This is a genomic window from Paraburkholderia sp. SIMBA_027 (assembly GCF_046535315.1).
Classification (GTDB): domain Bacteria; phylum Pseudomonadota; class Gammaproteobacteria; order Burkholderiales; family Burkholderiaceae; genus Paraburkholderia; species Paraburkholderia tropica.
In genome coordinates this window covers 192,853-211,008 of sequence record NZ_JAWRWY010000014.1, presented here as the reverse complement: position 1 = coordinate 211,008, position 18,156 = coordinate 192,853, and the positions used below count along the sequence as shown (strand labels likewise).

Annotated in this window: 20 protein-coding genes and 1 riboswitch; of the genes, 11 read left to right on the top strand and 9 right to left on the bottom strand. The window is 60.1% G+C overall.

Annotated elements, in window-relative coordinates; all coding sequences use genetic code 11:
- Positions 1-31: 31 nt before the first annotated feature.
- The gene (locus SB764_RS26275) at positions 32-904 is read right to left on the bottom strand and encodes a CmcJ/NvfI family oxidoreductase (protein ID WP_321942988.1); all 873 of its coding nucleotides are present in this window, start codon (positions 902-904) and stop codon (positions 32-34) included.
- Between the two features lie 108 nt (positions 905-1,012).
- Positions 1,013-1,780, bottom strand: a complete 768-nt coding sequence (locus tag SB764_RS26270) for a DeoR/GlpR family DNA-binding transcription regulator (RefSeq protein WP_074985481.1) — start codon at positions 1,778-1,780, stop codon at positions 1,013-1,015.
- Positions 1,781-1,962: 182 nt separating this feature from the next.
- On the opposite strand from SB764_RS26270, the gene SB764_RS26265 reads away from it, so the two are divergent.
- The 9 genes from SB764_RS26265 (at position 1,963) to SB764_RS26225 (ending at position 11,345) form a co-directional block, all read left to right on the top strand.
- Entirely contained in the window at positions 1,963-2,817 is an 855-nt protein-coding gene (locus SB764_RS26265) for a transketolase (RefSeq protein ID WP_074985479.1), read from the top strand.
- Positions 2,810-3,751: a transketolase family protein gene (locus tag SB764_RS26260; protein ID WP_065059788.1), complete on the top strand. Its 942-nt coding sequence runs from the start codon at positions 2,810-2,812 to the stop codon at positions 3,749-3,751. Before SB764_RS26265 ends, SB764_RS26260 begins: the two co-directional genes overlap by 8 nt.
- A gap of 70 nt (positions 3,752-3,821) precedes the next feature.
- The gene (locus tag SB764_RS26255; protein WP_322007565.1) at positions 3,822-4,619 is read left to right on the top strand and encodes a GolD/DthD family dehydrogenase; all 798 of its coding nucleotides are present in this window, start codon (positions 3,822-3,824) and stop codon (positions 4,617-4,619) included.
- A 76-nt stretch (positions 4,620-4,695) separates the two neighbouring features.
- A complete protein-coding gene (locus SB764_RS26250; RefSeq protein ID WP_080180739.1) occupies positions 4,696-5,643 on the top strand; it encodes a D-ribose ABC transporter substrate-binding protein in 948 nt (315 codons plus the stop codon).
- Between the two features lie 66 nt (positions 5,644-5,709).
- The gene (locus tag SB764_RS26245; protein WP_410865520.1) at positions 5,710-6,381 is read left to right on the top strand and encodes a DUF2291 family protein; all 672 of its coding nucleotides are present in this window, start codon (positions 5,710-5,712) and stop codon (positions 6,379-6,381) included.
- Positions 6,378-7,934 (top strand): sugar ABC transporter ATP-binding protein, encoded by a 1,557-nt coding sequence (locus SB764_RS26240; RefSeq protein WP_343666196.1) that lies wholly within the window; start codon positions 6,378-6,380, stop codon positions 7,932-7,934. Before SB764_RS26245 ends, SB764_RS26240 begins: the two co-directional genes overlap by 4 nt.
- A 19-nt stretch (positions 7,935-7,953) precedes the next feature.
- Positions 7,954-9,036: an ABC transporter permease gene (locus tag SB764_RS26235; RefSeq protein WP_110327772.1), complete on the top strand. Its 1,083-nt coding sequence runs from the start codon at positions 7,954-7,956 to the stop codon at positions 9,034-9,036.
- A 19-nt stretch (positions 9,037-9,055) separates the two neighbouring features.
- Positions 9,056-10,525, top strand: a complete 1,470-nt coding sequence (locus tag SB764_RS26230) for an FGGY family carbohydrate kinase (protein ID WP_110327771.1) — start codon at positions 9,056-9,058, stop codon at positions 10,523-10,525.
- Between the two features lie 25 nt (positions 10,526-10,550).
- Positions 10,551-11,345 (top strand): glucose 1-dehydrogenase, encoded by a 795-nt coding sequence (locus tag SB764_RS26225; RefSeq protein ID WP_065059783.1) that lies wholly within the window; start codon positions 10,551-10,553, stop codon positions 11,343-11,345.
- A gap of 61 nt (positions 11,346-11,406) precedes the next feature.
- Here the strand turns inward: SB764_RS26225 and SB764_RS26220 are convergent, their stop codons facing one another.
- On the bottom strand, positions 11,407-11,904 hold the full coding sequence (locus SB764_RS26220; RefSeq protein ID WP_065059782.1) for a 6,7-dimethyl-8-ribityllumazine synthase: 498 nt from the start codon (positions 11,902-11,904) through the stop codon (positions 11,407-11,409).
- Between the two features lie 75 nt (positions 11,905-11,979).
- Positions 11,980-12,128, bottom strand: a riboswitch (FMN riboswitch).
- Positions 12,129-12,397: 269 nt separating this feature from the next.
- On the opposite strand from SB764_RS26220, the gene SB764_RS26215 reads away from it, so the two are divergent.
- Positions 12,398-12,883, top strand: a complete 486-nt coding sequence (locus SB764_RS26215; RefSeq protein ID WP_110327769.1) for a hypothetical protein — start codon at positions 12,398-12,400, stop codon at positions 12,881-12,883.
- 138 nt (positions 12,884-13,021) lie between these two features.
- Here SB764_RS26215 and SB764_RS26210 read toward each other — a convergent pair whose 3' ends face one another.
- Positions 13,022-13,183 carry a hypothetical protein gene (locus SB764_RS26210; protein ID WP_181441005.1) on the bottom strand — a complete coding sequence of 54 codons (162 nt, stop codon included), beginning with the start codon at positions 13,181-13,183 and terminating at the stop codon, positions 13,022-13,024.
- Positions 13,184-13,198: 15 nt separating this feature from the next.
- The gene (locus SB764_RS26205) at positions 13,199-13,477 is read right to left on the bottom strand and encodes a hypothetical protein (RefSeq protein ID WP_410865517.1); all 279 of its coding nucleotides are present in this window, start codon (positions 13,475-13,477) and stop codon (positions 13,199-13,201) included.
- 104 nt (positions 13,478-13,581) lie between these two features.
- Here SB764_RS26205 and SB764_RS26200 point away from each other — a divergent pair, with 104 nt between their 5' ends.
- Entirely contained in the window at positions 13,582-13,857 is a 276-nt protein-coding gene (locus SB764_RS26200) for a hypothetical protein (RefSeq protein ID WP_234775393.1), read from the top strand.
- A gap of 165 nt (positions 13,858-14,022) precedes the next feature.
- Here SB764_RS26200 and SB764_RS26195 read toward each other — a convergent pair whose 3' ends face one another.
- From SB764_RS26195 to SB764_RS26180, 4 genes are read right to left on the bottom strand one after another with little or no spacing between them, the layout of a single operon-like run.
- Positions 14,023-14,736, bottom strand: coding sequence for an energy transducer TonB (locus SB764_RS26195; protein ID WP_410865515.1), 714 nt, complete (start codon positions 14,734-14,736; stop codon positions 14,023-14,025).
- Positions 14,723-15,127: an ExbD/TolR family protein gene (locus tag SB764_RS26190; RefSeq protein ID WP_065059777.1), complete on the bottom strand. Its 405-nt coding sequence runs from the start codon at positions 15,125-15,127 to the stop codon at positions 14,723-14,725. Before SB764_RS26190 ends, SB764_RS26195 begins: the two co-directional genes overlap by 14 nt.
- A complete protein-coding gene (locus SB764_RS26185; RefSeq protein ID WP_410865513.1) occupies positions 15,124-15,786 on the bottom strand; it encodes a MotA/TolQ/ExbB proton channel family protein in 663 nt (220 codons plus the stop codon). Before SB764_RS26185 ends, SB764_RS26190 begins: the two co-directional genes overlap by 4 nt.
- Positions 15,787-15,809: 23 nt before the next feature.
- On the bottom strand, positions 15,810-17,966 hold the full coding sequence (locus SB764_RS26180) for a TonB-dependent receptor (protein ID WP_410865511.1): 2,157 nt from the start codon (positions 17,964-17,966) through the stop codon (positions 15,810-15,812).
- Between the last annotated feature and the right edge of the window lie 190 nt (positions 17,967-18,156).

Here is an 18,156-nt window from a genome sequence, read left to right as displayed (position 1 = left end):
AATCTCGTGCGTCGGCAAGCGTCACGTCTTTTCAGTCCCAGAAAACGAGTGCGCGCAATTCAATACTGCGACGCGGCGCGGCGTCATCCGGCGTGTGCGGATCGTCGAAAGCCGTGTGCGCGGTGAATCGCGCCGTCCCTTCCTCGCGCGAATCGTAGATCTTGAGCAACAGCACTTCGTCGGCGCGCAGTCGGGGAAAATAAAACCAGCGATGTCGCGCGTTCGCGAGAAACGAATACGTTTCCCCGGTTTTGTCACGGTAGACGAGATCGGTGGGTACGAGATCGTCGGGCGCAATGGAGCGTGCGTCGCAGAGTGCGAGCGGCAATTGCTCGACTTCGTTCAAAGGCCGCCACAGATTGATGATCGCGAAGCGCCGCTGAAGACGCTGCGCGGCTTCGTCCGCGTCCAGATGATCGCGAACGCGCCTCGGCCCCGAAACGAAAGTCTGATCGTTATGCACGCGGCGTACTGGTTCGCGCAGCGCGGCGTTGGCGCGTGAACCGCGTGCGCTGTCGCGCAGCGTGTGATCGAAGAACACGACTTTCGCGGCGCCCGTAATCGTGCGCAGCAGCGCTTCGGCTTCGGGCAGGTAGACGTCGCGGATTTGCGCCTCGTCGCTGAAATCGTGCAGCGCGCTTGCGTGCGCGACGTGCTGGAATCCTTGCTTGTCGAGCGAAATGCCGCCGTTTTGCGCGAGCGGGCGCGCATTATGAATCGTTACGCGGCGTGGATCGAGCGTGCCCGAACTCCACGGTATGCCCGCAGGCGGTTCGAATGTGTAATTGACGGGCCGGACCGTGCCCGGCGCGAGATAGTTGAGTTCCGCTTCGACGGACGGGGCGGCGAACGGCAGCGCCTGCGCGTCCGGGTGGGCTGGCGGGGCGGCTAACACGGTGCTCATGAGTGCTCCGATGATCAGAACATACGTTCAAGATCATTCAAAGCTAGTCGCCGGCCGAGGTTTTTAGAACGAACGAAACCTCATATGTTTATGAGGCGGCGTTTGCCACTACGCGTACAGAATCTTGATGCCGAGACCGGTGATCCAGTCCGCGAATTCGGCATCGAGCCCTTCATCGGTAATCAAATAGTCGATCTGGTCCATCGCGCCGAAAGTCGCGAACTCGCGCTTGCCGAACTTCTTCGAATCGGCGAGCAGATACACGGTTTTCGCCGCGTCGATCATCGCGCGCTTCACGTGCAGGTCGATGAAGTCGGGATAGGAAATACCCGATTCCATGGCGACGCCGCCCGCCGCGAGAAAGAGTTTGTCGACGAACATGCCCTCGAAAAAAGTCGACGCCTTTTCGCCCGACACGGCGATCGTTTCCGCCTTGAAGATGCCGCCTGTGAGCATCACGCGGTTGGTCGGCTCCGCGCCGAGCAGGATGGCAATGTTCAGCGCATTGGTGACGATGCGCAGATTCTGGCGGTCCAGCAGATTCTTCGCGAGTTCGGTCGTGGTCGCACCGCAGTCGAGAATGACGGCGTCCCCGTTCGCGATGAGCGTCGCCGCCTTGCGGCCGATCTGCGCCTTTTCCTCGCTCGTCGGCAGAATGCTGGCGCTCGGCACTTTGGGGGCGGGCTCGGCTTGCGCGGTCTTGAGGCGCACGTTGCCATGAACGCGCTCGACGTGTCCGAGGCGCTGCAACTCGTCAATGTCTTTTCGAATGGTGGGCATCGAAACGCCGAATTCGCTGGAAAGCTCCGAGAGCTTGACCAGCTTGGCCGCCTGCACCTTTTCGAAAATCTTCTCTGTTCTGGTCCTTTGGTCCATGTTTTTTCCCTGCAAGCCGCCCGCGCCCGCAACCCCGGACGTTATGGCCTGTATTTTGCCCGATTCGCGGCCGTATCGCGACCGACCTGGTGTTTTCCCTCTTTGCTTTGATTTCTCTTTGACTTTCGAAAGAAAGTAACAGAAACTGCATTCCACGCAAACAGGAAGTTCGGGAGCAGGGAATGGAAAACCCCTACAAGCAGTCTGGCGAGCCGCTGCACAGGCGGGCGCAGGAGATCCGCAAGAAGATCTGCGTGATGAATTCGGCGGCGAAGAGCGGCCATACGGGCGGCGACATGTCGGAAGCGGACATCCTCGCGGCGCTGTATTTCCATGTGCTCCGCTACGAGGTGCAGGGCGATCGCACCGTGAAGTGGCAGGACGAATTCATTCTCAGCAAGGGCCACGGCGTGGGCGGTCTCTATTCCTGTTTCGCGGAACTCGGCTGGCTCGAAGGCAGCGAACTGCCTACCTATCTGCAGGACCATTCACGGCTGCCGGGCCACCCGGTGCGGCAAAAGCTGCCGACGCTCGTGACGGTCAACACCGGCGGCCTGGGTCACGGCATGCCGATCGCGGCGGGTCTCGCGATGGCCAAACAGCGCCATGCTCAAGCGTCGGAAGGTCCGGTCGGGCGCGTGTTCGTGCTGACCGGCGACGGCGAACTCGAGGAAGGATCGAACTGGGAGGCCGCGATGGCGGCGGCGCATTTCGAGCTGTCGAACCTCGTCGTGATCGTCGACCGCAACCGCCTGCAACTCGCCGACTTCACCCACAACATCATGGATCTCGACCCGCTGGACGAGAAATTCCGCGCGTTCGGATTCGAGGTGCACGACGTCAATGGAAATGATTCGGACGCAATTTGGAAACTAATCGAAAGTCTCGACACCGGAAATAGAAAGCCGAAAGTGTTGATCGCGCACACCATCAAGGGCCGTGGCGTGTCGTTCATGGAGAACGTGCCGGCCTGGCATCACAAATTCCCTGACGAGCAACAACTCAAGCAGGCACTGGAGGAGCTGGACCATGCGTAATTCCGCCGATTTGCGCGACGGTGCGGTCAGCGCGCTGAGCCGCCTGACGGCTGCGGGCGAGGACATCATCGTGATGGTGGCCGACTCCACCTCGACCTCGAAGATCGGCCCGTTTCTCGAAACCTATCCCGAGCGCGTGATTAACGTGGGCATTGCCGAGCAGAACATGGTCGGCATGGCGGCGGGCCTCGCGCTGGGCGGACATATTGTGTTCACGGCCAATGCCGCGCCGTTCCTCGTGGGCCGCGCGAACGAGCAGGTCAAGAACGACATCTGCTATAGCGCCACCAACGTGAAGATGCTGGGCCTGAACGCGGGCGTGGCCTACGGTCCGCTGGCGTCCACGCACCATGCGATCGACGATATCTCGATCATGAGCGGCTTCGGCAACGTGCAGATTTTCGCGCCGTGCGACGAAGCCGAAGTCGTGCAGATGATCGACTATGCGGCCGCCGTCGACGGCCCGGTCTACATCCGTCTCGACAACGCGAAATTTCCCGTCGTTCACGACGCGTCGTACCGCTTCCAGCCGGGCCGTCCCGACGTACTGATCGAAGGCCGCGGTGTGGCCGTGATCGCGCTGGGTTCCGTGGTCGGTGAAGCGCTCGAAGCGTGCGAGCGTCTGCAGCAGCAAGGCGTGCATCCGACGCTCGTGAATCTCTCCTCGCTGCGTCCGCTCGATCAGGACGCGCTTGCGACGATCATCGAACGCCACGACGCGATCGTCACGGTCGAAGAACATTCGCTGCATGGCGGAATCGGCGCGATGGTCGCGATGCTGATGGCGCGCCGCCAGATTCCGCGCCGCCTGACCACGCTCGGCGTGACCGAAGGCGAATTCGCGCAATACGGCACGCGCAAGGGCATTCGCCGCCATTACGGTATCGACGCCGATGGCATTGCCGAAGCCATACAGGCACAATCCGCGCGCTGACGCTGAGTGTCGCGACACATCGTCGAGCATCTAATCGCCGCCCCCAGAGGCACAAGAAGGAGACAGAAAAGTGAGCATTCAATATGACATGTCGCTGCGCCACGGCGTCGATTTCGACTTTCGTCTGGACGGCAAAGTCGCGGTCGTGACCGGCGGCCTCGGCGGCATCGCCATGGCGACCAACGCGGCGCTGATCGCGAAAGGCGCGCGCGTCGCGATCCTTTATCCGGCGTTCGAGGCGCCGCGCGTGCAGGCCGCCGTCGAAAAACTCGGCGCAGCCAACGCGAAAGCCTTCGCCTGCGACGTCGCCAACGAAGCCGACGTCGAGCGCGCCATGAAAGCCGCGGTCCAGCATTTCGGCGATATTCATCTGCTCGTGAACGCCGCGGGCTGCATCACGCTCACGCCCGCCGAAGACATCGGTTTCGACGAATGGCAGAAGCAGATCGCCGTGAATCTCACCGGTCCTTTCCTCTGTTCAAAGCACTTCGCGCGTCACGTATTGGCGCGCGGGCATCGCGGCAAGATCGTCAACATCGCCTCGCAGGCGGCGACCGTCGCCATCGACCAGCACTGCGCCTACACGTCGGCGAAGGCGGGTTTGATCGGCATGACCAAGGTGCTTGCGAAAGAGTGGGCCGCACGCGGCATTACCGTGAATACGGTGTCGCCGACCGTGGTGCTGACGCCGATGGGCGCGGCGGCCTGGGACGGTGAAAAAGGCGAGAACATGAAGAAGCTGATTCCGGTGGGCCGTTTCGCCTATACCGACGAAATTGCCGCCGCCATTCTGTTTCTGCTCTCGAACGGCGCGGACATGATTACCGGCGCGGACATCATGATCGACGGCGGCTACACCATTTGCTGACCTGGCAGTGCGGGTGCGGCATCGCGCAACGCGAGCCGCTTCTTGAAGAAAAAGAAGTTCAATCCGGAGACAAAACATGTGGAAGAAGCTTGCACTCACGGCCGCGGTCGCTGCCACCTGCGTAGCGGCACTGCAACCGGTCGACGCGCTCGCGGCGAGTAAAGGCACGATCGCGATTCTCGTGAACGCGCTCGACAATCCGTATTACGCGGCCGAAGCGAAAGGCGCGGAAAAGGAAGCGAAGAAACTCGGTTACGACACGATCGTGCTTTCGCATGGCGAGGACGTCAACAAGCAAAACGAACTGGTGAATCTCGTCATCGGCAAGGGCGTGAAGGGCATCATTCTCGATAATGCCGATTCGAATGCGAGCGTGGCGACGGTGCGCACGGCGAAAGAAAAACATGTGCCGGTGGTGCTGATCAATCGCGAGATTCCGAAAGACGGTATCGCCATCGCGCAGCTCAGCCATAACAATCTGGAAGCCGGCTCGGAAGTCGCGCAACGCTTTGTCGAAGCGATTGGCGAAAAAGGCGACTATGTGGAGCTGACCTGCAATCTCGCGGATAAAAACTGCGTGACGCGCTCGCAGGCGTTTCATCAGGTGCTCGACCAGTATCCGGATCTGAAGATGGTCGCGCGTCAGGACGTGAAGGGCGCGCTGCTGCCGGCCAAGCAGGCGATGGACTCGATTCTCCAGGAACATCAGAACATCAAGGGCGTGATTGCGGGTAACGGCCCGGCGGCGCTCGGCGCAATTGCTTCGCTCGATTCGGCGAACCGCAAGGACGTGATCGTCATGGGTATCGACGGCAGCAACGACGAACGCGATTCGATCCGCGCGGGCAAGCTGAAAGCCACCGTCATGCTGCAGGCGCAAGGGATTGCGCAGCACGGCGTCGATCTGCTCGACAAATACATTCGCACCGGCTCGACGGGCGAACCCGAACGTCAGCTCACGCGCGGCATCCTGATCACAAAGGACAACGCCTCGAAAGTGAACGATTTCTACTACACCAAGTAACGGATTGCCGGTGTCAAACGGGCACGGCGTGCGCCGTGCCCGTGGAAGTCTTCAAGTGAGGTCGTCATGGTGGATTCGATTGGCGCAGTGGTTCGACGCACATTCGGCGGCGCTGCGAAAAGCTTGCGGGTTGTGCTGGGCGTGGGCGTCGTTGTCGCCGTGGGCGGCTGTCATGTCGTGACCGATCAGGAGCTGGCGGCGATTCGCGCGCAAGGCCAGCATCACGGTCCCGATCCGGTCAAGATGTTCAACGACCAGATGATTCCGTATGCCGACAAGAACGCTAAGCCCGCGGCGCAGGTGATCGGCGCGCTCAGCCAGAATTTCGACGATGCGTGCAAGCAGTACGGGTTCCGCCAAAGCTCGGCGTTTCCCTGCAATTTCTGGATTCGCGTGGCGGGCAAGGTCACGCGTATCGACACGACTTCGCGCGTGGGCCGCGCTTACGTGGACGTGACGCCGCCGGGCGGTGGCGAAGCGGTTCATGTGGCGCTGGAAACCGGTCCCGTTGTGATCGGCACCGGCGTACGCGACGGTTTTCCCGGCGTGAAATATGGCGACTTTGACGATCAATCGAAGTTCGCGGTGTTCGGCCAGGAAATCAACAAGCTCGTCGTCGCGCATGCGCAGGAATCGCTCAAGCTCAAGATCGGTCAGATCGTGGATGTGGCCGCGGTTTATAGCAGCTGGAGCGAACCGGCAGGCGAAATTCGGGCGATACCGGTGGCATGGAAATGAGCGAAGCGATCGAAGCGAATGAGGCACGGCTCGCAAACGCCGTGAATGTCATCGAAACGCGCGGTCTGTCGAAAATCTATCCCGGCACGGCTGCGCTCGTAGAGGTCGATTACAAGGTTCGCCGCGGCAAGGTGAACGTGTTGATCGGCGAGAATGGCGCGGGTAAATCGACGCTGATGAAACTGCTCGCGGGCGCGGAAACGGCCACGTCAGGCGAGATTCGCATCGACGGAAAAGTCGCCGCGATTACCGATGTGCGCAGCGCCGAAGCGCACGGCGTGGGCATTATCTTTCAGGAGCTGAATCTCTTTCCCGACCTGAGCGTTGCCGAGAATATATTTACCGGCAACGAGTTGACGAGCGGCGGCGTGATCCGCTCGAAAGACGAAGTGCATCAGGCGAAGATTCTGCTGGAGCGTTTGCAGATTCCGATTAATCCGCGTACGCGTCTGGGCGATCTTTACGTCGGTCAGCAGCAGCTCGTGGAAATCGCCAAAGCGCTCTCCAAGCACATCAAGGTGCTGATCATGGACGAGCCGACTTCCGCGCTCTCGCGCCACGAAGTGGAGATTCTCTTCAAGATCATCGGTCAGCTCAAGGAAGAGGGCGTGACGGTGATTTATATCTCGCATCGCCTCGAAGAAATCATGGCGATCGGCGACTGCATCACGGTGCTGCGCAACGGGCGGCTTGTGGCCGAAGACGACATCGCGAACATCGATATTCCGTGGATCATCGAAGCGATGGTCGGTTCGTCGAAGAAGCGCTTCGCGTTCGAACAGCACGCGATCGGCGAAGAAATCCTGAAGGTCAACGATCTGGCTTTAAAGCGCTCGAATGGCATTTACGCCGTCGATCATGTGTCGTTCTCGGTGCGTGCCGGTGAAGTGATCGGCATTTACGGACTGATGGGCGCGGGCCGCACCGAACTCCTCGAAACGCTGCTGGGCGCGCAGCCACACGCGCTGGGCGAAATCGAACTGGCGGGCAAGGCGATCGAAGATCTGCCGATTCCGAAGCGTATCGAAGCGGGCATCGCACTGGTGCCCGAGGATCGCCAGAAGCAGGGCATGATTCAACTGATGTCGATTCTCGAGAACATGACCTTGTCGAGTCTCGGCAAGTTCGTCAACCGGCTGAAATTCGGCGCGCTCAAGCGCGAGAAGCAGGTTGAAGCGGCCGAGGACATTGTCAAGCGGCTAGCTATCAAGGCCGCCTCGGTGGACGCGCCGATCACATCGCTCTCCGGCGGCAACATGCAGAAAGTGGTGATCGGCAAGGCGCTGCTGACGTCGCCGAAAGTGCTGCTGATGGACGAACCGACGCGCGGTATCGACGTGGGCGCCAAGGAAGACGTCTACAAGACGATTAGCCTGCTCGCGAAGTCCGGCATCGCGGTCATTTACGCGACCTCCGAACTCGACGAGGCCGTAGCGGTTTCCAATCGGGTCTTCGTGATGGCGAGCGGCAAGCTCACGGCCATCATGGAGCGGTCACAGTTTGACAGCGAACGCATCGTGCGCGCATCGACACCGGCCACGGCAGTGGTCTGAGGCAACCGAGGTAGACACCATGAATACTCCCAATAGCAGCAATCCTTCGCTGCATCCGGTGCATACGAAGCACAACCGGCAGAGCGCCTATATGGTGGCGCGCTTCACGGTCAATCTGCTGAAGCTGCGCATTTTCATCGCGCTGTTCGTGATTTTCATTGTCTTCTCGCTCACGGCGGATAACTTCCTCTCGGCCAGCAACATGCTGATCATGGCCAAGCACGTGACCGTCGTGGCGATTCTGTCGATCGGCATGACGCTCGTGATCCTGACCGGCGGTATCGATCTTTCGGTCGGCTCGATTGTCGGCATCAGCGGCATGGCGGCGGGTTATCTGCTGCTTCAGGGCGTACACATCGGTCATTACGTGGTGTTTTTCAATCCGCTTGGCGTGGCGTTGCTCGCGTGCGTGCTCGGGGCGTTGATTGGCGCCGTGAATGGTTATTTGATTACCGCGCTCAACGTCGCGCCGTTCATCGCGACGCTGGGCATGTTGTATGTGGTGCGCGGCGCCGCGCTGCTGGTGAACAACGGCAGCACGTATGCCGACCTCGAAGGCAATCCGGCTCTCGGTAATACCGGCTTTGAATTCATCGGTAATGGCACGATCATGGGTCTTTCCGTGCCCGTGTGGATCATGCTGTTGCTGGCGGCCGTCACCATCTTCATCGCGCGTAAAACGCCGCTGGGTCGGCGCATTTATGCCATCGGCGGCAATGAACAGGCCGCGCGTTTCTCGGGCATCCGCACCAATCGCGTGAAGCTGTTCGTCTACACATTCTCCGGTTTTTGCGCGGCAATCGTGGGGCTGGTGATTACGGCGCAGTTGCAGACCGCGCATCCGCTCACGGGCGAAACCTACGAACTGAACGCGATCGCTGCCGTGGTGCTGGGCGGCACGGCGTTGATGGGCGGACGCGGGACGGTGTTCGGCTCGGTGGTGGGCGCGTGCGTGATCAGCATTCTCGGCGACGGCATGGTGATGTGCGGCATCAGCGACTTCTGGCAGATGGTGATCAAGGGGCTCGTGATTATCTTCGCCGTCGTGGTGGACCAGTTGCAGCAGCGTCTCCAGTCGCGCATGGTTGCGATGACCGCCTGATCGATAGCGGGATAAAAACATGCAATACGTACTGGCCATCGATCAAGGCACCAGTGGCACGAAGGCGCTCGTTTTCGATGCCGAGGGGCAAGTTCATGCGCGCGGCTTCGTCGCGGTTTCGTGCATGCATCCGCAGGCGGGTTTCGTCGAGCAGGACGCCGACGCACTTTACGATTCCGTCCTGCAGGCGGTTGCGTCGTGTCTCGCCGCATTCAAGGGCGAGCAGCGCGATATCGTCGGCGTGGGGATTTCGAATCAGCGCGAAACAGTGGTGTTGTGGGACGAGCAGGGCAGACCGATCGTGCCTGCCGTGTCGTGGCAATGCCAGCGCTCGCTGCCAATCTGCGAGCGCCTCAAGCGCGACGGCCTCGCGCCACGCATCGCCGCGAAAACCGGTTTGCTGATCGACCCGTATTTTTCAGGCACCAAACTCATCTGGCTCAATGAAAACGATGCGCGTGTGCGAGAACATATTCAGCGCGGCAGCGCGTATTTCGGCACGGTGGATAGCTGGCTGCTGTATCGGTTGACGAAGGGCGCCGCGTATTGTGCCGACTATACGAATGCGTCGCGCACGATGTTGTTCAATCTCACGTCGCTCGAATGGGATCGGGAACTGGTCGAGGAATTCGGCTTGCGCGGGTTGCGTTTGCCGGAACTGAAACCGTCGGCCTCGCATTTTGGCGAAACGGATTTCAACGGCTTGCTGGCGCACGCGGTGCCGATCGTGTCGATGATCGGCGATTCGCACGCGGCGGCCGTGGGCGAGGGCTGTTTGATGCCGGGCGTCGCGAAGGCCACGATGGGCACGGGCTCGTCGATCATGATGAACGTGGGGCGCGAACCGCAAGCGCCCGCGCATGGCCTCGTCTCGACCTTGTGCTTCGCCACGGGTTCGCGCGTGGACTACGCGATGGAAGGCATCATCATCAGCGCGGGTTCGACGCCGGCTTTTCTCAAGGAGAAGCTCAATCTATTCGGCGATTTTGCCGAGGCCGAGCGCGCATTCACGGAATACGACAACGGCGGCGTGTTTCTGATTCCGGCGTTTTCCGGCATTGGCTGCCCGCACTGGAAATATCCGGGCGGCGCTCAGATCGTCGGGCTGCAATTTTCGACGGCCTGGCAGCACGTTGCGCGCGCGGCGTACGAATCGATCGTCTATCAGATCAAGGACGTCATTACGGTGATGGAGCAGTCGGCCAACGTGCGCCTGAGCGAACTGCATCTCGATGGCGGCCTCGTGCAGCGGCCTTTCCTGCTGCAATACCTGGCCGACACCTTGAACCGGCCGGTCAGCACGCTGGCGCTCAGCGAAATATCGGCGGCCGGCGCAGCCGCGTTGGCGCTGCTTGAAACAGGGCTGATTCCGTCGCTCGACGCGCATCGCGCGAACCGCGTGATCGCGCGCCGCGTGGAACCGGGCGCGGGCGTGGAGGCCGCCGCGCGCAATCACGAACAATGGCTGAAGTGGATCGGCCGTCTTTAAACGCAGGGTTTCCGGAGAATACACCGTGAGTAACGAAGCAAAGCGGTTCGCAGGCAAGGTGGTGGTCGTGACGGGCGGAAGCCGCGGTATTGGATTGGGCATCGCGGAACGCTTCGCGCAGGAAGGCGCGAAGGTGTGCGTGTCGGCGAACGAGAAGAGTGTGCATGATGCAGCGGCCGGTTTGCGCGACGCCGGTTACGAAGCGATAGCCGTCGAGGTCGACGTGACGAGCAAGGCGCAAGTCGTGGCGCTCTACGACGAAGTGGCCGCGAAACTCGGTGAAGTCGATATTTCGGTGCAGAACGCGGGCGTGATTACGATCGCGAAGCTACCCGATCTGAGCGAAGCCGAGTGGGACAAGGTGATGGCCGTGAACACCAAAGGCGTGTTTCTGTGCTGCCAGGAAGCGGCCACGCGCATGCTTCGTGCGGGCAAGGGCGGCCGACTGATCAATACGGCATCGGGCCAGGCGCGTCAGGGTTTCGTCTATACGCCGCATTACGCGGCGAGCAAATTCGGCGTGCTCGGCATTACGCAGAGTCTCGCGAAAGAACTCGCGCCCACGGGCATCACGGTCAACGCGTTTTGTCCGGGCATTATCACCACGGATATGTGGGCGTACAACGACGAGGCGTGGGGCAAACTGCTCGGCGATTACAAGCCGGGCGAGCTCATGAAGGAGTGGGTCGACAACATTCCGATGAAACGCGCGGGCAGCGGCAAGGACGTGGCCGGTCTCGTGGCGTTTCTCGCTTCGGACGACGCGTCCTATATCACCGGCCAGACGATCAACGTGGACGGCGGTATGTTCATGTCGTAAAGCACAGCGCGGGCGTGAACAGGCGACGCCGTGCGAGGCACGGGCGTCGCCACGGCGCGTGTTAGCGCACCGGCAGGGCGGCGAGCTTGCTGACCGTATCGGCGCAAGCGTGCGCGGCTTCCGCGCCCTTGACGACGAAATGCTCGCGGAAATACTTCACGTGTTCTTCGCCGTGGAAATGATGCGGCGTGAGCACGACCGAAAACACCGGCGTGCCGGTTTCCAACTGGACTTGCATCAGGCCGTCGATGACGGCCGTCGCGACGAAATCGTGGCGATAGATGCCGCCATCGACCACGAGGCCCGCCGCCACGATGCCGGCATAGCGGCCCGTTTGCGCGAGGCGTTTGGCGTGCAGCGGAATTTCGAAGGCGCCCGGCACTTCGTACAGATCGACGTCGTCGGCGCTGTAGCCGTACTTCTGGATCGATTGCACGAAGGAATGCTTGGCCTGATCGACGATGTCGCGATGCCAGCAAGCCTGAATGAAAGCGAGACGCGGACGTTGGTCGGCGGATGCAGCGACAGCCTGGGATTCGATGGTGCTAGTGGTGTTCATGGACTTCAGCCTGTTTTGTGTGAACAGGGCGTAGAACGGCTGCGCCTTTCACGAAACGCGAAAAGACGGAGGCCATTCTGTTCTCTTTCATCCGGACTATGACCGTCGGCCCCGGAATCCAACCGGGTCTGCTGACCTCTGCAATCGCAGAGCGCTCGCGGGCTACGTCGTGTTTAACGCCGATTACCGCCGGTGGGGAATTGCACCCCGCCCCGAGAACGTGTTCGTTAGCGTGTTGATTAACGAACGGGTTGTACGGTAGCACGAAACACGGTTTTGTGCACAGCCGCAATCAGCCTGAGTTTCCACTCTAAATCTGGCACTCAATTCGTTGCGTCGTCATGTTGGCGTTTGTGGCGCTCGAACGTATCGGAATCGAATAAGGAGCGCATGTCATGAAGCGCAAGCGGGTATCGGGCAACTGGAAAATGAAGGGGTTGGCGACGGCGAAGCGGACGATGGAAAGGACTCGCACGGCCGCCGAGGCGTCGTCATGACCGCCTTGAATCGCCGCCGTGTACCGCCGCGCGGGTCGAAGCAGTGGCTGCTGCCGATGCCGCACGAGTCGGTCCGCAGCCTGTCGTTGAATGCGCATCTCGCGCTGGAAGCGTGCCGCGAGGGACGCGACAATCAACGTGACAAGCAACGCGGCAATCAAGCGATGCTCAACGAACTCACGCGCCTCACGTATCTCTCGTATTTTCTGTGGCAGACCGGTCTGGGACACGCAAACGATGATACTTATGCCGGCGCGGAAGATGCATTGAATGCCGCCGTCGAGCGTGCGCAGCTCAGCGGAGAGTGGATGATCGGTTCTAGCGAGGTTGCTGCGATTGAGGCTTTGCTCAAGGTGTACGACGAACAATTGGCTTCAGTGACGGCGCGTGACTATTGCGGCGCCATTCAGCGTTTGAACAAACTGCTCGAAACGCCGCGAACGGTTTCTCCGGTGATCCGGCATGCTTCGCACGCGGTGTGACGCGTTTGATCTCAGCGTGAAGCGGCTGGGAAACGTTTGCGCGCGCAGCAATGCGGTCTCGTCAACGCGCTTGGAATAAGGGGCTACCTTGTCGCGAACACTCGATGCTCACCGCACTGCCTCTCAGCAACGAATCGGCTAGCAACCGCGATCTTCGGCAAGCCAGTGAGCAAAGAATTCGCCGATAAAGCGGTATTCGGTTTCTACGCCGGGCGAAACATGATTGGCTGCGCGGACGTCAGGTTTCGCTGAGATTCGGCGCGCGAGCAATGCGAAATTCACCGGCGAACTAATCGTCATGCAACGAGCGATTCCTTAATCACCTCGCGCAAAAACCGGGGAAATGACCGACACCCGTCGGCATCGCGATCTTAAAAGCAGGCTTAAATCCCCCTCGGCAAATCGAAACCGACAAAGACGATCGGCGTCGTAATAACCGATATACGGCCGGTCGATAACACGATTCGCTTGACGAGATTGCTGCGCTTGCTCACCATGCGTTTCCGTATCGACTTTCGCGTCGCCGTGCGGCGTGAGCGAACCGATGGGATGGAAACGTTTACGCGTGCGGAGGCATTGCACATCTTGCGCCATGGATGTGTGTCTTCCGGAAAGCGAGTTGCATCCCGGAGATCGCCACATATTCACTGGAACCGTTCAAGCCGCTTCCTGCGTTCTGCATACGGTCTCGATACGGTGTGGAAGTCAGATACATACGATCTCGCGATATCGAAGTAAAAAAACTTAGGAAAGCTTTGATGCGTTTTTTGAGGAAAGGCTTGGCAGTCGATGCCGAGCGCTGGTTCGGTCCAGGCGGGCATACGCGCGTCGAGGCGCGTGAGGATGGCTGGGCGATCGCTACGCCCGATGGCTGGTGGGCAGTCGAACCCGGCGACTGGATTCTTACGGACGAAACCGGCAATGCGCGGGCATTGAGCGATTCGCAGTTCACAGCGCTTTATGCGGCCGCTTGAGTGCGTGCAATTTAGCGCTTGCTTCGTGCACTGAACCTGGCGATTCTTCGAGGCGCTGCCACGGCATAGCTATCGATTGCGGGTTGGCCGCGCGGCGCGCGCGAGGTGGCCTTTTGATTCTGCATGGTATTGAGATCGACTGACGTTTCGCCCATTGCGCAAACGTTAGCCGATATTGAAATGCACGCGTATGTCCTGCTCGGATTCGATCGCGCGGCCGTCTTTCAATGCGGGCGAGAATCGCCAGCTTTTCAAGCTTTCCATTAGCAATTGATTCAATCGCGGATTAGGCGTTGGCTTAATCAGCGCGACGTCGACCGAGCCATCGACGTGAATCGCGAAGCGTGCCAGCGCGATAGCGCGATAGGCGTAGGCGCGCAGATCGTCGGGAATCTCGGGCAGCGGTTGCACGAGCGGATGCGCGGCGACATCGCCAGAAGGGCTGGAGGCGATGGCGGATGTGGCATGAGTTGATGGTGTCGTTTCGTCCGTTGCGGGAGAGGCCGACGGCGTAGTTGCACCGTCTGGCTGGGTTGGCGCAGCGGCGACCCGCGGCGCAACAGGCTCCCAGCGTGCGGGCGGCGTACGCGGCGTAACGGGGTGCCTCGCTACGTGCGCGGGAGGGTTCGGCGCGACAGGGCGTGTCGCGTGCGTCACGGGCGTGGAAGGTGAGGGCGCAGGCGGCGGTGGCGCGATTTCCACGAGGCGCGCATCGAGCGTTGGCGGCGGCGCAGCGCCTTGTGCGCCTGGTTTGAAATTGTCCATCAGGCAATCGATCGACAGCGCACACAACACGGCGGCGAGCACGCAGCACACCAGCGTTCGCGGGCCTTGTGCATCGAGCAGCGTGACGAGGCGCACAGAGTTATTCGTGCTCACGTCGAACCGCAATGAGAAAGTGAGCGGCGCCGCCTTCGCGTGCCCGCAACATGGCCTGCACCACGAGTCCATTCGGCGCGCCGGCATCCGCAGCGATTACCACGTTGCCATCGGCGCCGAGCAGACGTTTGACTGACGCAGAAATGTTCTGCAACTGCACGGTTCGGCGATTCAGCGCGATCAGTCCGTTACGGTCGATACTCAGCGTGAGCGGTTGCTGCGAGGCAAGTGGCTGTGCATTACCCTGAGGCAATTCGAGTTTCACCGCATCGAGCCGTTGCATCGTCAGCGACGCCAGCATGAAGGTGGCAAGCAGAAAAAACATCACATCGATCATGGGGATGATTTCGATGCGGCCGCGTTTCGATGCGCGGGAGCGGCGCAATTTCATAGCGTATTCGCCTCGCTTTCATTCGCGACTTTATTGGCGACCTCGTTGGCAAGACGCATGTCGCTGAGCCACGCATTCGCCTGCATTTCGAGCTCATCCACGAGCCGGTCGATGCGCCGCGAAAAATAGTTGAACGCGAACAGCGAGACGAGCGCGATGACGATGCCGATGGCGGTGGCCACCAGCGCCTGCGCAACGTCGCCGGTCACGCCGCCCGGGTTGACGAGGCCCGTATGCCCGATCAGCCTGAACGCCTGCATCATGCCGACGAGCGTGCCGAGCAGGCCTAGCAGCGGCGCGGCCGTGACGATCGTTTCGAGCAGCCAGAGTCCGCGTGACATGTCGCGCTGGACTTCGAGTGCGAGGCCTTCGGCGCGAGCTTCGATCCACCAAGCGGGTTTCGTGGCGTTGCGCAGTAACGGTTCTAGCAGTCTGCGCAGCGCGTGACGCGCGGGCAGATGACGCAACGTCTCGTCGCGCAACGCGGTGGGGGAGGTCTCGTCTTGCATGACGGCGCGTCCGGGCATGGACGCGAAGCGCCAGAATACCCAGGCGCGATCGAGAATAATGACGAGCGCGAACGCGGCTAGCAGCGTGAGCGGATAAACCACCCAGCCGCCCACGCGCGCCGCTTCCATGATGCCTTGCCAGTTTTGCATGAGTGTGTACGCGAAGATATGCGTCAGAAGTATTTCGTGAGACCGGCGTAGAACGCGCGATACGGGCCGTATTGCGGCGCGAATACGCCGATGCCGGAACCGTCGCGCAATTCATAGGTTCGACCGAATGCGTTTTCCACCACGAAGCGTCCATCCACCTTGCCGATCATCGGCAAATTGAAGTGCTGAATCACGGCCAGATTGAACTGTGCATAGAGCGGCAGCTTGCCGGTATTGGCGAAGCCGTTGCGCAGGCCGCTGCCCACGGTGCCATCCATCGTGAACGTAGTGCGGTGCCAGTTGTATGCACCGCCGAACGAGGCGGTTATGCGCTGGTCGTGATCGAGAAAGACCCAGTGATTACTGATGAACGCGAGTTCATCCGCGCCGAAATTGAATTGCGCGGAATCCACGTTTTTGCCTTGCGCACGGCTGAACGCCAGATTCAGATAGGCAGAAACGTTGTCGTGCTTGTAGTTGGCCGTGAATTCCACGCCATATACGCGCCCGTATTGGTAATTGAACGGCGTATAAATGAGCGCGGTGCCGAACTGGCCGAGATCAAGCAGGTTGTGCGCTTTCTTGTAGTAAGCATCGAGCCCGAGCGTAAGATCCGAGCCCAGTTGTTGCGTGACGCCAAGATCGAAGTAATCGTCGCGCTCGGGCTGCACGGGGTCGTTTTGCATGACCTCGCTCTGATTTGTCGTGCCGCTATAGCGGCTGATGGTTGAATTCGACACCAGTTCGAATGACGGCGGAGTGAAATAGCGCGCGTAACCGGCGTGAAACGAAGTCGTGGGCGTGAGCTTGAAAATCGCGCCGATACGCGGACTCAACTGGCTTGCCTGCACGTATTCGTCCATGCCGTCGTAACGCAATCCATAGTTGAGCGTCAGGCGATCGGTGATCTTCCATTCGTCCTGCACATAGGCGCTATATAGATAGCCAGTCTTGCTGCTGGAGTCGGAGAGCGTGTAGGGCACGTCCGAAGTTTGATTGCCGTCGGCGTCGGCCGGAAACACCGAGACGTTGTCCCAGAAGTTCGCATGCTCCTGCTGGAACAACACGCCCGCGCGCAACGTGTGATGTTCGTTGATCCGGTAGGTGGTATCCGCTTGCAGACCGTTGGCTGTATCGCTGTGAAAGTCCTGTGAGGCTACGCCGTTGAAGATCAGATCGCCAACCGGATCCGGGTTGAATTGCGTGCGCGTGTAGCGCGTGAACAGCGCGACCTGATAGTCGAGCGCGCCGCCATTGGTGCCTTGCAGCGCCACCACCGCAAAGTTATTCAATTCCGACTGCGTTTCATTCAGATTCGCGGAATTGAATGTCGGCGTACCGGCCAGCATGAAATTCGGCGTGAGACCCGGCGTATTCGGAATTTCAAACTGATTGGCCGCGGTGCCGAACATCACACTCACGCGCGTGAGCGGATTGATGATGTACGACATATAGCCGAACGCGTTACCTTGGCGCGTATGGTCGTGAATCGGATTCGGCGACGCAGTGGGCGCTTCGATGCCCAGATTGTTTTCTCCCAGCGAACCGCTAATGAAATAACTGAAATCGCCCTTGCTGCCGTATACGTCGGCGCTCGTCTGCAAGGTCTGGTGACTGCCGCCGTAGACGTCGACCGACCCGCCATTGCCGAAATCGCCCGACTTCGTGCGGATATCGACAATGCCAGCGGTGCGATAGCCGTATTCGGCGGGCAGCGCGCCCGTGAGCAGATTGACCTGATCGATGATGCGCGTATCGAGAGACTGGCCAAAACCGCTAATGGGCTCGGGAATCATGATGCCGTTGATACGGTATTGCAGATCGGCGTGATCGCCGCGCACGTGCAATTGCCCATAGGAGTCGTTCGCGACGCCGGGCGCTTGCAAAAGCACCTGATTCAGCGGTGTATTAGCACCTTGCGGCATCGACTGAATATCGCTTTGGGTAATGCGATAAATGCTGCTGCCCGTTTCCGGAAGCAGACCGTTGCGCGCTTCGTCGAGGCGTTTTGCATTGACTTCCACGTCGAGCGTGTTTGAGTTCGCCGGGCTGGCTGTGGCGGCGTTGTTCGTTGTGCCGTCGGTCGCGGTGTCGGTCTCTGCGCTACGGGCCGGATTGGCCGCGACGATGGCGAACGCGACGAGTGCCGCGCGAGCAAGGAGTGTGCGGTGGTGGTTCATGGTGCCGTTGGGCGTAGGTTATTTTTGGCTGGCAGCGTTGTGCGACGACATGGAACTCGCGTCGGAGATCAAGAAAATTGTGTGGAATGATATAACGTAACATTCAAGAAATTCCAGAAAATTCTACGGAAATAAAAACGTCAGCAAACGAATTTAATTTGTAATATTTGAGTTGGATGTTTTGAAAGAT